The organism is Streptomyces sp. GS7 (genome assembly GCF_009834125.1).
GTDB lineage: Bacteria > Actinomycetota > Actinomycetes > Streptomycetales > Streptomycetaceae > Streptomyces.
The window spans coordinates 707,001-720,350 of the sequence record NZ_CP047146.1 but is presented as its reverse complement, the minus strand read 5'-3'; the positions used below and the strand labels follow the sequence as shown (position 1 = coordinate 720,350).

Here is a 13,350-nt window from a genome sequence, read left to right as displayed (position 1 = left end):
ACGGGGCAGGGCGGACGAGGGACGGGGTGACACGGGACGGGTTGACACGGAAGGGGCTCGACGAACGGGATTCGACGGCGAGACCGGGCTCGACGAACGGGATTCGGCGGAGACACAGGGCTCGACGGCGCGACCTGGGACCCGGTCTCGACCTGCACCCGGTCGCGGTCTTTCCGCCGGTCCCGGACCCGGACTTGGTCTCGGCCCGGACCTGGTGTCAGACCTGTAGCCGAACCCGAACCCGAACCCAGGCTCGGCCCGACCCGGACCGGCACAGCCCGGCACCGCCCGCCCCGCCTCGGCATAGCCCGACCCGGCCCAGCCCGGCCTCCCGGCATAAGCGGAGGTCCCCACCGGTTATCACGTCGACGTTGCTGATTGAGGAGGACTCCTGATGCGTGCACTCGTTGTCGATCACTCCGTGCCCGGCCGACTCTCGCTGGCCGCCGTCGCCGATCCCGTCCCCGCGCCCGATGAGGTGCTGGTCAAGGTCGCCGCGATATCGCTCAATTACGGCGAGCTGCCCCGGTCCGACGAGGCCACCGAGGGAGCGGTCCGCGGCTGGGACGCCGCCGGTGTGGTCGTCCGGGCCACCGCCGACGGCCGCGGCCCCCAGCCCGGCGACCGCGTCGTCACCCGGGGCCGGGACGCCGGCTGGGCCGAGCTGCGCGCCGTGCCCGTCGACGAACTCGCCGTGCTACCCGACACGCTGGACTTCCCCACGGCCGCCGCGCTGCCCGTCGCGGGCCTGACGGCACTGCGCGCGCTGCGTACGGCAGGCATACGGCCCGGACAGCGGGTCGCCATCACCGGGGCGTCCGGCGGTGTGGGGCGCTTCGCCGTGCAGCTGGCCCATCTGGCGGGAGCCGAGGTCTACGCGTTCGTCGGCAGCCCCGCGCGCGGTGCGGGCCTGGCGGCGCTGGGCGCCGACCATGTGCTGACCAGCCCGGCCAAGCTCGGCACCCCGGTCGATGTCGTATTGGACAACGTCGGCGGCTCGCTGCTGGCCGAGTTGCTGGGGCACGTCGCACCGGAGGGCACGGTGATCTCCATCGGCGCCGCCTCGGGCGAGCCGACCCCGATCCAGCCGTATCAACTGGTCGTCAACCGGCTGACCTTGGTCGGCGTGCAGGTGGGCGGCGACACCCGAGCCGATCTGGCGTACCTCGTCCGGCTGCTCGCGGAGGGCCGCCTCCAGGCGAGCGTGGACCGAGTGGAGAGCTGGGAGAAGGCCGGGGAGACCGCGCTCGCCCTGGTCAACCGCGAGATCCGCGGTAAGGCCGTACTGACGGTCGACTGAGGCGGAGAGGGGAGGGAGGGCGAGGGGGGCGGGGGGGAGGGAGGCCCCCGTGGCCCACCACCACCAGCAGTCGCCCCTCACCCCGCCCACACGATCGACTGGAGTTCGCTGTACGCATGCAGCGCGTACGAGCCGACATCTCGCCCGACTCCGCTGCGCTTGAAGCCGCCGAACGGCGCTTCCATGTTCCGGCCGACCGTGTTGATGCCGACCCCGCCGGCCCGCAGCCCCCCGGCCACGCGGAAGGCGCGCGCCACGTCGCCGGACCAGACGTAGTCCAGCAGCCCGTAGTCGCTGTCGTTGGCCAGTGCGATGCCCTCCTCCTCGTCGTCGAAGGGGACGACCACCACCACCGGCCCGAAGATCTCCTCTCTGACCGCCCGCATCTCGTTCGTGCAGTCGGCGAAGAGCGTCGGGACCACGTAGAAGCCGCGTTCCCGGGCCGGCCGTTCGCCCCCGGTGACCAGCCGGGCGCCCTCCCTCACCGCCAGTTCGGCATACGCCTCGATGCGGTCGCGGTGCGCGGCGGAGATCACCGGGCCGACGACCGTGGCCGGGTCCCGCGGGTCGCCGACCGTCAGCCGCTCCGCGTACCGTGCCAGACCCGCCACCAGGCGCTCGTAGATCCCGCGCTGGGCCAGCACCCGGGTCGGCGCGGTGCAGATCTGCCCGCTGTAGAAGGAGAAGGTGGTGCCGATGCCGGACACCGCCGAGGCCAGGTCGGCGTCGTCGAAGACCAGCGCCGCGCCCTTGCCGCCCAGTTCCATCAGCTGCCGCTTCATCCCGCGACCGCACTCCTCGGCGATCTTCTGCCCGACGGCGGTGGAGCCGGTGAAGCTGACCATGTCCACCCCGTCCGCGGCCACCGCCGCCTCGCCGACCTCCGGCCGAGCACCGCTGACGACGTTGACCACCCCCGGCGGCACCCCGGCCTCGGCCAGCGCCTCCGCCATCCGGTACACCGACAGCGGGTCCTGCGGGGCCGGCTTGACCACGACCGTGTTGCCCATCGCCAGGGCCGGCGCGACCTTGCCCGCCGGGTTCGCCCAGGGGTTGTTGTACGAGGTGACGCAGGTGACCACACCCACCGGCCGGCGCACCGCGACCGCCCCGAAGACGCCTGCCGCGCCCATCGGCCCGGCCTCGTTGACCTGCGGTGGCAGCGCGGTCTCCACCGGTTCCAGGGCGCCGCGCGCATAGCGCTCGAAGCGGGCCACGGACACCCCGACCTGAAGGGCGCGCGCGGTTCCGGTCGTCGCCCCGCTCTCCGCCTGCGCCAGCTCCGCGTACCGGGCGAACTCGCGGCGCATCACCCGCGCGGCCCGCTCCAGTACGGCCGCGCGCTCCGCGGGCGCGGTCCGCGACCAGCCGTCGAAGGCGTCCCGGGCCGCGCCCACCGCCGCCTCGACCTGCGCCCGGCTCGCCTCGGGGGCGTGCCCGACGACCTCCTCCGTCGCGGGGTTGACCACCTCGTAGTGCCCTGCCTCGGGTGCGACCCACTCCCCACCGATGAACAACCGCTGTTCTCCGATGAACAACCGCTGCTCTCCCAGGGGCAGCCGCGCCCCCTCGTCGCCGGCCGCCCCACTGGAGCCACCCGAGCCACCCGAGCCACCCGAGCCGCCCGAGCCGCCCGAGCCGCCGCCCGCAGGTACTCCCCTGCTCACCGGGTGCTCACCGTCCTCGTGTCCCGCCCCGACCGCAGTACGGTCCCCGGCACCGCGCCGGTCACCACGTCGTCCCGGATCGTCTCGACCCCGTTGACCCGTACGCTCACGATCCCGATCGCCTTCGAGTCCAGCCGCGGGCTGTCGCCGGGCAGGTCGTGCACCAGCGTCGCGGCGCCCGCGTCGATCCGTTCCGGGTCGAAGAGCACCAGGTCGGCGTGGTAGCCCTCGGCGATCCGCCCGCGCTCGCGGAGCCCGAACAGCCGGGCCGGATCGTCCGTGAGCATCTGCACGGCCCGCTCCAGCGCGACGAGCTTCCGCCCGCGCAGGCAGTCCCCGAGGAAGCGGGTGGTGTAGGGCGCACCGCACATCCGGTCCAGGTGCGCGCCGGCGTCCGAGCCGCCCAGCAGCACGTCGTCGTGCTCCCAGGTCTCCCGGCGCAGCGCCCAGCTGTCCGGGTCGTTGTCGGTCGGCATCGGCCAGAGCACCGTACGCAGGTCGTCGTTGGCGCAGATCTCCACCAGGCAGTGGAAGGGTTCCTCGCCGCGTTCCGCGGCGATGTCCCGCACCACCCGGCCGGTCAGCCCCTTGTTGGCCGGCGAGTAGGTGTCGCCGACGACATAGCGCTCGAAGTTCGTCAGCCGCCGGAAGACCCCGGCCTCCTTGCTGCCCGCGCGCCGCAGCAGCTCCGCCCGTACGCCGGACTCGCGCAGCCGGGCGATCCGCTCGGGCACCGGCAGGCTGAGGACGTCGCCCCAGCCCGGTATGAGGTTCAGCGCGCAGAAGGTGCCCAGCGACATGTTCATCGGGGTGAGGATCGGCATGGTCAGCGCCACGATCCGGCCCCCGGCCCGGCGGGCCCGCTCGCTGGGGACCAGCTGGCGCGGCACCCGCTCCGGTACGGCGGCGTCGATGGTGAGCACGTTCCAGTTGAGCGGCCGGCCGGCCGCCGCGGACATCTCCACCAGCAGATCGATCTCGGTGTCGTCGAACTGGTCGAGGCAGCCGGCGACGATGGCCTCCAGTTGGGTCCCCTCGTGCTCGGCCACCGCCCGGGAGAGCGCGAGCAGTTCGCCGGGGCGGGCGTGCCGGGAGGCGACCGGTTTCCCGTCGCCGTCGGAGTGGGTGGACGACTGGGTGGTGGACAGCCCCCACGCCCCGGCGTCCATCGCGTCGTGGAGCAGCCGCAGCATCTCGTCCAGTTGGGCGGGCGTCGGCTGCCCGCCGATCGCGTCCGCACCCATCACGTGACGCCGCAGCGCGCAGTGCCCGGCCATGAAGCCCGCGTTGACCGCGATCCGCCCCTCCAGCGCGTCCAGGTACTCCCCGAACGTGTGCCAGTTCCACGGTGCGCCCTCCTCCAGGGCGACCAGCGACATCCCCTCGACCTTGCTCATCATCCGCCGGGTGTAGTCGGCGTCCTCGGGCCGGTCGGGGTGGAGCGGGGCGAGGGTGAAGCCGCAGTTGCCGCCGGCGACGGTGGTCACGCCGTGGTTGAGGGACGGGGTGGCGTACGGGTCCCAGAACAGCTGGGCGTCGTAGTGGGTGTGCGGGTCGACGAACCCGGGGGCGAGGACGAGTCCGCGGGCGTCCTCGCTCGTCCGGGCCTCCTCGGTGACGGTCCCCGGCCGGGCGATCACCGCGATGCGCCCGTCCCGTATGCCGACGTCGGCCGTGGAGGCCGGCGCGCCCGTGCCGTCCACGACGGTCGCGGCCTTGATGAGGTGGTCGAGCATGGGGGTTGCGTCCTTTCCGGTGCGGTGACGGGCGGGAGGGACAGGTCGAAGGGACGGGCGGGAGGGACGGATGGGAGAGACAGATCGAACGGACAGATCGGAGGGACGGGTCCGACGGACAGATCGGAAGGACGGGCCCGACGGACAGGTCGGAAGGACGGGCCCGACGGACAGGTCGGAGGGACAGGCGGGAGCCACAGATCGGAGGGACGGGCCGCCGGGACAGATCGCCGGGACAGATCGGAGGAACGGGTGGCTCCGGTGCGGGAAGGGTGGAAGGAACAGGCGGGTCCGGTGCGGGAGGTGGAAGGAACAGGCGGGTCCGGTGCGGGAAGGTTGGGAGGGACGGGTGCTGGTGGCGCGCGGGCGGCCGGTCAGCCGCCGGCCGTCTGCCGGAACCGCGTCGTGCGGTGCACCGGATCCGTGTCGATCTTCGGAATGACGTGCTCCCCGATCAGCTTGATCGTGGTGAGCGTGTCCTCGCGGCTCACCCCGATCGGCAGCCCGAAGGAGAGCTGGTCGGCGCCCGCCTGCTCCCAGCGCTTGCACTGCCGCAGCACCTCGTCCGGGTCGCCGCAGATCATCAGCTCCTCCGCGATCAGCAGCTCGATGATCTCCTCGGTGTAGTCGGGCAGCAGCTCGGGCCACTCGGGTACGCCCTCCGGCCGCGGGAAGGTGTCGTGGTAGCGGAAGAGCAGCGACTGGAGGTAGTTGAGCCCGCCGCCGACGGCGATCTCCACCGCCTTTCGGTGCGTCTCGGCGCAGATGACCGTCGAGGTCACCATCACGTTGTCGTTGACGAAGTCCCCGACCGGCTCGGCGTCCTTGACCGCGTTCTTGTACGACTCGACGACCCACTCCATGTCGGCGACCTTCTGCACGCTGAAGCCCAGCACGCCGAGCCCCTTCCTGCCGGCCATCGCGTACGAGGACGGCGACCCGGCCGCGTACCACATCGCCGGGTGGGACTTCCCGTACGGCTTGGGGAGGATCTTGCGCGGCGGCAGCTCCCAGTGCTTGCCCCTGAACCCCACGTACTCGTCCTGGAGCCACATCTTGGGGAACTCCGCGATGGTCTCCTCCCAGATCTCCTTGGTGTGGTTCATGTCGGTCACCCCCGGCAGGAACCCGAGGATCTCGTGGCTGCCGGCGCCGCGCCCCGAGCCGAACTCGAAGCGCCCGCTGGAGAGGTGGTCGAGCATCGCGACCTTCTCCGCGACCTTCACCGGGTGGTTGACCGGCGCGAGCGGGTTGAAGATGCCGGAGCCGAGGTGGATGCGTTCGGTGGCGTGGGCGAGGTAGCCGAGGTAGACGTCGTTGGCGGAGAGGTGCGAGTACTCCTCCAGGAAGTGGTGCTCGGAGGCCCAGGCGTACTTGAAGCCCGACGCGTCCGCCTGGATGACGTACTCGGTCTCCTCCATCAGCGCGTGGTGCTCGGCCTCCGGATCCGCCTTCGCTCGCGCGGCGGGCACGTAGCCCTGCACAAAGAGCCCGAATTCCAAGGGGGTTCACCGTCCCTTAGCACTTTCTGACGTACCGTCAGATTCGATGCGGTCGACTGTTCCATCGGGGCCGGAACCCGTCAATACCCGCAGCCGGCATACCTGACGGTCCATCAGGACAGCGTGGCGCATCGAGCAGGCGTGGGGCGGAGCATCCCCCGGCTCCGCCCGGGAACCTCCCGACCCTCGGGCGGCCGGTCCTCAGAACAGGCCGACCCCCGCCAGCCATCCGCCGTCGATCACGAACGGCTGCCCCGTGATGTACGAGGAGTCCTCCGCCGACAGGAAGAGCGCCAGCCGGGCCACCTCCTCCGGCCGACCGATCCGCCCCAGCGGCACCAGCTTCCGGTACAGCTCGTCCACGGCGCGCGCGGACCCGGCCGGATCCACGTCCGGATCCACGTCCGGATCCACGTCCGGATCCACGTCCGGACCCAGCGCCGCCGGATCCAGCGCCGCCGGATTCGCCATCGGCGTGTCCACCGCCCCCGGGCACACCGCGTTGACCCGGATCCCCTGGGCAGCCAACTCCAGCGCGGCAACCCGGGTCAGCCCCACCACGGCATGCTTGGTGGCGGCGTACGCACCGACGCACGCCATCCCCGTGAGCCCCGTGCACGAGGAGGTGTTGACGATCGTCCCGCCGCCGGCCGCCGCGATCTCCGGCGCCACCGTCCGTATCCCCAGGAAGCACCCGACTTGGTTGACCTGCACCACCTGCCGGAACTCCGCCGGCGGCGTATCCACCAGGGTGTTGAACCGCAGGATCCCGGCGTTGTTGACCAGCCCGTCGATCTTCCCGAACGCCCCCTTCGCGGCCTCCACCGCGCCTGCCCAGTCGTCCTCCCGCGCCACATCCAGGTGCACGAACCGGGCCCGCCCCTCCCCCAGTTCCTCCGCCAGCGCCCGGCCCGGCCCGTCCAGCACATCGCCGATCACCACCCGCGCCCCCTCCGCCACGAAGAGCCGCGCCTCCTGCTCACCCTGTCCGCGCGCGCCACCCGTGATGACGATGACCCGGTCGTCGAGCCTGCCCATGCCGGTACTCCTCGTGGTGTGCGTACGGACAACGGCCCCCGCCTGCGCACTCAGTCGTTCAGCAACGGGGCCACCTCCGCCCCGAACGCCGCCATCTGCGCGACGAGTTCCGCCCGGCCGCGGCTCCGGAACCGCACCTGGACCTGCCGCACCCCCATCGCGGCGTACTCCCGCAGCGACCCCGCGATCCGCTCCGGTGCCCCGGTCAGCGTCCACCGCCCGACGTCCCACCCCGGCTCCCCCACATACACCGGCTCCGCGATCGCCCCGATCTCCACCGGCTCCCCGATCCCCGCCTCTTCCCGCAGCCGCCGCAACCTCCCTATCTGGCCCGGCAGTTGCGCGCGCCGGTCACCCTGCGGCAGCCACCCGTCCCCCCGCACCGCCGCCCGCCGTAGGGCCGCGGGCGACGAGCCGCCCACCCAGACCGGCGGTCGCGGGGTCTGCACCGGCCGCGGTGCCTGCCCCAGCCCCTCGAACGCGAACCGCTCCCCCGCGAACTCGGGGAACTCGCCCTCCCCCAGCGCCGCCTTCAACGCGTCGATCGTCTCGTCGAGCACCGCCCCGCGCCGCGCGAACGGCACGCCCAGCGCCTCGAACTCCTCGCGCACATGCCCGGCGCCGACACCCAGGATCAGCCGCCCGCCCGACAGCCGGTCCAGCGTCGCGTACTGCTTCGCGCTGATCAGCGGATGCCGGAACCCGACCACCGCGACATGGCTCAGCAGCCGCACCCGCTCGGTGGCGGCCGCCAGATACGCCAGCGTGGCCACCGGGTCGTACCACGTGGTCCCCATCGCCCCGGCCAGCCGCCGGGGAATCGCCACATGCTCGCAGCACGCCACATACGCGAACCCGGCCCGGTCCGCCGCCCGCGCCACCGCCACGAGGTCCTCGGGCCCGGCCCCCGCCTCCCACGCCTCCGCGTAGAGCGTGCTCTGCGACTGCACCGGGAGCTGCATCCCGTACGCGAGCCGCCCCTGCGGCAGAACCTGCACCATGCCCGGACCCCTCATCTGACGGTTCGTCATCACCGACCGGAGTGCGGTCATGGTGGTGCCTGACGGTCCATCAGACAAGGGGCGGGGCGCGGGGCACCACGCCGACGCCCGGTGTCAGCGCGTGGGCGCCGAAGGCCCCCAGAGACCCTCCCCCGTGAGGCCCAGCAGTTCGATCGCGTTGCCGCGCACGATCCGTTCGACCACGTCCGCCGGCAGGTGGCCCATCTGGGATTCGGCGACCTCGCGGGACTTGGGCCAGGTGGAGTCGGAGTGCGGGTAGTCGGTCTCGTAGAGGACGTTGCCGGCGCCGATGGCGTCGAGGTTCCGCAGGCCGAAGGCGTCGTCGAAGAAGCAGCCGTGGACATGGTCGGCGAAGAGTTCGGACGGGGGGCGGAGGACCTTGTCGGCGACGCCGCCCCAGGCGCGGTTCTCCTCCCAGACGACGTCGGCGCGCTCCAGGATGTACGGGATCCAGCCGATCTGGCCCTCGGCGTACATGATCCTCAGGTGCGGGAAGCGGTCGAAAGCGCCGCTCATCAGCCAGTCGGTCATCGAGAAGCAGCAGTTGGCGAAGGTGATCGTGGAGCCGACGGCGGGCGGGGCGTCGGGGGACGTGGACGGCATCTTCGAGGAGGAGCCGATGTGCATGGCGACGACCGTGCCGGTCTCGTCGCAGGCGCGCAGGAACGGGTCCCAGTAGTCGGTGTGGATGCTGGGCAGGCCCAGGTGGGGCGGGATCTCGCTGAAGCAGACGGCACGGACGCCCCGGGCCGCGTTGCGGCGGACCTCCTCGGCGGCCAGCTCCGCGTCCCAGAGGGGGACGAGGGTCAGCGGGATCAGCCGGCCGCGGGCCTGCGGGCCGCACCACTCCTCCACCATCCAGTCGTTGTACGCGCGCACCCCCAGCAGGCCCAGTTCGCGGTCCTTGGCCTCGGTGAAGGTCTGACCGCAGAAGCGGGGGAAGGTGGGGAAGCAGAGCGCGGACTGGACGTGGTTGGCGTCCATGTCGGCGAGCCGCTCGGGGACGCTGAAGGAGCCGGGGCGCATCTGCTCGTAGGTGATGCCCTCCAGCCTGATCTCGTCGCGGGGGTGGCCGACGGCGGTGTCGAGGCGGGTCAGCGGCCGGTGCAGATCCTCGTAGACCCACCAGTCGGCTATCGGGCCGTCGTCTCCTGGGGCGCCCATCTTCGGGGCGAATCTGCCGCCGACGAAGGTCATTTCCTTCACAGGCGCGCGGACGATGCGCGGCCCGACGTCGTGGTACTTCGACGGGAGCCGGTCCCGCCAGACGTTCTGGGGCTCCACGGTGTGGTCGTCCACCGAGATGATCCGGGGGAAGGCCCCCTTGGCTTCCTTGGGTTCCTTGGCTTCCTTGACTTCCTTGGCTTCCTTGGGCTCCATGCTCTCCATGGGCGGTACGGTAGCGCCGATCTGACGAACCGTCAGCAAGTGGGGAGGCGGCAGCGTGCGCGGGCGGGGCGTGCCGACCGGGTCTCCCGCCGGAGCCTTCCGGTGGACCCGGGCGGCGAAGCCCGCCGGTGGAGCCGGGCAGCGGAATTCGACCGCGCGGAAACGAACCGGCCAAGTACGGGGCGCGTGTACGTAGATGCATCCCGGACGCCCCACCCGTCGCAGCGGTACCGCCCGGAAAACAAACCAGCCAGTCAGGGATGCCGTCCGACAACCCGGGTAGAGGCGGCCGAGTACGTACGGCCGAGGGGGAGATCAACGGAATCAGGACGGAATCAAGGGGACGTCCGTGTGCACACCAATGGGCACACCAATGGAGTGACCACGGAAAGGGCAGGGGAAGGACCGATGCAGGGCCTTGGAAGCCGGCGTTCCGCGCGCCCGCGCGGGGCGGTGCAACCCCCGCCACCGGAGGCCGAGAAGGTCTTGTGCACGCTCCGGACCCCTACTGACGGAAATGCTCGCGACAAGGCAGACTGACCGTTGCACACCGTGCAGGGGTGCGCACGGCGCGGATGGACGGGACAGGGCAGGGGGACACCATGGACGACGGTCCGGGGCAGGTACGGGAGCGGCTCCGCTTCACCGTGCTCGGTCCCGTACGGGCCTGGCGCGGCGGAACGCCGCTGGCAGCGGGCTCCCCGCAGCAGCGCGCACTGCTCGCCGCACTGCTGCTGCGCGGCGGCCGTACCGCCACCGCGCCCGAGCTCGTCGACGCCCTGTGGGGCGACGAACCGCCGCACGCCGCGCTCGCCGCGCTGCGCACGTACGCGTCCCGCATCCGCAAGGCCCTGGGCGACGACGCCGACGCGCTGGTCAGCGAGTCCGGCGGCTATGCGCTGCGGCCCGTCGACGGACTGCCCCTGGACCTCGACCACGACATCGCCGAGCAGTACGCCGCGGACGCGGAGAAGGCCAAGGCCGCCGGCGACCGTGGGCGGGCCCGTGAACTCCTCGACGCCGCCCTGGACCTGTGGGACGGCGAACCGCTGGCCGGGCTGTCCGGCCCGTACGCCGAGACCCAGCGCACCCGCCTCCAGGAATGGCGGCTCTCGCTCACCGAGACCCGCCTCGACCTCGACCTGGAGGCCGGCTGCCACGCCGAGGCGGTCTCCGAACTCACCGCCCTGACCTCCGCCCACCCGCTGCGCGAGCGCCTGCGGGAGCTGCTGATGCTGGCCCTCTACCGGAGCGGCCGCCAGGCGGAGGCGCTCGCGGTCTACGCCGACACCCGGCGGCTGCTCGCGGACGAACTGGGCGTCGACCCCTGCGCGTCGCTGTCCGACCTCCACCAGCGGATCCTGCGGGCGGACACGGAACTGGACGCGCCGGCGGCCGAGGACCAGGGTTCTGCGGAGGCCACGTTCGTACGTCCGCAGCAACTGCCGGCCACGGTCGCCGACTTCACGGGCCGGGCCGCCACCGTCCGCGAGCTCAGCGACCAACTGGCCACGGCCGAGGGCAACGTCATGGCGGTCTCCGCCGTCGCCGGTATCGGCGGTGTGGGCAAGACGACCCTGGCGGTCCATGTCGCACACGCCGCCCGCGACCACTTCCCCGACGGCCAGCTCTACGTGGACCTCCAGGGCGCCGGGCACACCCCTTCCGAGCCGGAGGCCGTCCTGGGCTCCTTCCTGCGCGCCCTGGGCACCCCCGACTCGGTCATCCCCGACGGTGTCGCGGAGCGTGCCGCCCTGTACCGCTCGGCCCTCGCGGGCCGCCGCGTCCTCGCCCTCCTCGACAACGCCCGGGACGCCGCCCAGGTCCGTCCCCTCCTGCCCGGTACAGAGGGCTGTGCGGCGCTGATCACCAGCCGCTCGCGGATGATCGACCTGGCCTCCGCCCATCTGGTCGACCTCGACGTGATGAGCCCCGAGGAAGCCCTCACCCTCTTCACCCGCATCGTCGGCGAGGAGCGGGTGACCTCCGAGCGGCAGGCCGCCATGGCCGTCGTCGGCGCCTGCGGCTTCCTCCCGCTGGCCATCCGCATCGCCGCCTCCCGCCTGGCCGCCCGCCGGACGTGGACGGTCTCCATCCTGGCCAGCAAGCTCGCCGACGAGCGCCGCCGGCTGGACGAACTCCGCGCCGGCGACCTGGCCGTGAAGGCCACCTTCGAACTGGGCTACAAGCAGCTGGAGCCCGCCCAGGCCCGCGCCTTCCGGCTGCTCGGGCTGGCGGACGGCCCGGACATCTCACTGACCGCCGCGGCGGCCGTACTGGACCTGGACACCGACACCACCGAGGAACTGCTCGAATCCCTCGTGGACACCTCCCTACTGGAGTCCGCGGCACCGGGCCGCTACCGCTACCACGACCTGGTGCGCCTGTACGCCCGCGCCTGCGCCGAGCGCGACGAACACCCGCCGTCGGAGCGGGACGCGGCACTGTCGCGACTGCTGGACTTCTACCTGGTCACGGTCTCCCGCATGTACGCACTGGAGCGCCCTGGCGACACGCTGATCGATCACATGGAGCACACCGACTACCCGGGGCTGGAGTTCGAGGACCGTGCTTCGGCGCTGGAGTGGCTGTTCAGCGAGGCCGCGTGCCTGCTCTCCTGCGCACGGCAGTCCAGCGGTCGCGCGACCCTGCGGCGCGCCGTCGACCTGCTGCTGCTCACCAAGGACCTGGCCGAGTCCGGTGCCGATGCGCTCCAGTACGAGCAGACCAGCACCGCGCTGCTGAAGGCCGCCGGGAAAGCCGGTGACCAGCACGCCGAGGCGCGCTCCCACCTGGCCCTCACCTATGTCCGCACGCTGTCGGGCCGGCTGGACGAGGCCGACGAGAACGCCAAGTCGGCCATGCTCCTGGGGCTCGCCGCCGAGGACCCCTTCGCGTCCTCGTACGCCCCCAACGACCGGGGGATCATCGCCAACGCCCAGGGCCGGCCCGACGACGCCGAGGCGTATCTCCGGCAGGCCCTGAGCGCCTTCCGCGACGACCGCAACCGGCAGTCCGAAGCCAGCGCGCTGTGCAACCTCTCCCGTGTCCACCTGGACACCGGGCGGGTCGACAGCGCCATCCAGCTGGCGGAGCAGGGCATCGCGATCTACCGCAAGCTGGGAGCCAAGCGCCGGCTGGCCAACGGCATGTACGCCCTGGCCCTCGCGTACACCCAGGCCATGCGGCTGGACGAGGCGGCCGAGCAACTGACCGGAGCGCTGGCCATCTTCAAGGACAGCCGGCAGCGCTTCTGGGAGGGGATGACCAACTTCCGGATGGCCGAGGTCGACCTCGCCGCCCGCCGCCCGGCCTCCGCCGCCAACCACGCCGAACAGGCGCTGACCGCGTTGCGGAGCATCGGCGGCGACTCCTGGCGCGCCACCGTCCTGACCACCCTGGGCCGGGCCCTGCACGCGCTCGGGCACACCGGCCGTGCGCGCGTGTGCTGGCAGGAGGCCCTGGCGACCTTCGAGCGCACGGGGTCCCCGGAGGGCAGCGTGGTCCAGGCGCTGCTGTCGCCGGCCGCCGTCGCCTGACCTGAGGCGTTCACCGCCAACGCGGACGTTTATCGATCGTTCATCGCGCCGGGCCACTCTTATCAGCATCGAACCGCCGCCTCGGGGGGCAAGCGGCTCGGTGCCCAGGCCGCGCAGTTATCTTTGGCGGCCGTGTCATACCCGTCCGGCGGCCCAC

General features: G+C 72.3%; 8 protein-coding genes. 2 read left to right on the top strand and 6 right to left on the bottom strand.

Annotated features, from left to right (window positions below; genetic code table 11):
* Positions 1-394 precede the first annotated feature (394 nt).
* Entirely contained in the window at positions 395-1,300 is a 906-nt protein-coding gene (locus tag GR130_RS03005; RefSeq protein WP_159503260.1) for a zinc-binding dehydrogenase, read from the top strand.
* 77 nt (positions 1,301-1,377) lie between these two features.
* On the opposite strand, the gene GR130_RS03000 is transcribed toward GR130_RS03005, so the two are convergent.
* The 6 genes from GR130_RS03000 to GR130_RS02975 form a co-directional block, all read right to left on the bottom strand.
* Complete coding sequence (locus tag GR130_RS03000; RefSeq protein ID WP_443043749.1) at positions 1,378-2,853, bottom strand: aldehyde dehydrogenase family protein; 1,476 nt, start codon at positions 2,851-2,853, stop codon at positions 1,378-1,380.
* Between the two features lie 110 nt (positions 2,854-2,963).
* The gene (locus GR130_RS02995) at positions 2,964-4,703 is read right to left on the bottom strand and encodes an N-acyl-D-amino-acid deacylase family protein (RefSeq protein ID WP_159503259.1); all 1,740 of its coding nucleotides are present in this window, start codon (positions 4,701-4,703) and stop codon (positions 2,964-2,966) included.
* Positions 4,704-5,077: 374 nt separating this feature from the next.
* Entirely contained in the window at positions 5,078-6,205 is a 1,128-nt protein-coding gene (locus GR130_RS02990; protein ID WP_159503258.1) for an LLM class flavin-dependent oxidoreductase, read from the bottom strand.
* A 201-nt stretch (positions 6,206-6,406) separates the two neighbouring features.
* Entirely contained in the window at positions 6,407-7,243 is an 837-nt protein-coding gene (locus GR130_RS02985) for an SDR family NAD(P)-dependent oxidoreductase (protein WP_159503257.1), read from the bottom strand.
* 50 nt (positions 7,244-7,293) lie between these two features.
* On the bottom strand, positions 7,294-8,244 hold the full coding sequence (locus tag GR130_RS02980) for a TIGR03619 family F420-dependent LLM class oxidoreductase (RefSeq protein WP_159503256.1): 951 nt from the start codon (positions 8,242-8,244) through the stop codon (positions 7,294-7,296).
* 114 nt (positions 8,245-8,358) lie between these two features.
* Positions 8,359-9,645: an amidohydrolase family protein gene (locus GR130_RS02975; protein WP_236573897.1), complete on the bottom strand. Its 1,287-nt coding sequence runs from the start codon at positions 9,643-9,645 to the stop codon at positions 8,359-8,361.
* A 611-nt stretch (positions 9,646-10,256) separates the two neighbouring features.
* On the opposite strand from GR130_RS02975, the gene GR130_RS02970 reads away from it, so the two are divergent.
* Positions 10,257-13,193 (top strand): AfsR/SARP family transcriptional regulator, encoded by a 2,937-nt coding sequence (locus GR130_RS02970; protein ID WP_159503255.1) that lies wholly within the window; start codon positions 10,257-10,259, stop codon positions 13,191-13,193.
* Positions 13,194-13,350 lie beyond the last annotated feature (157 nt).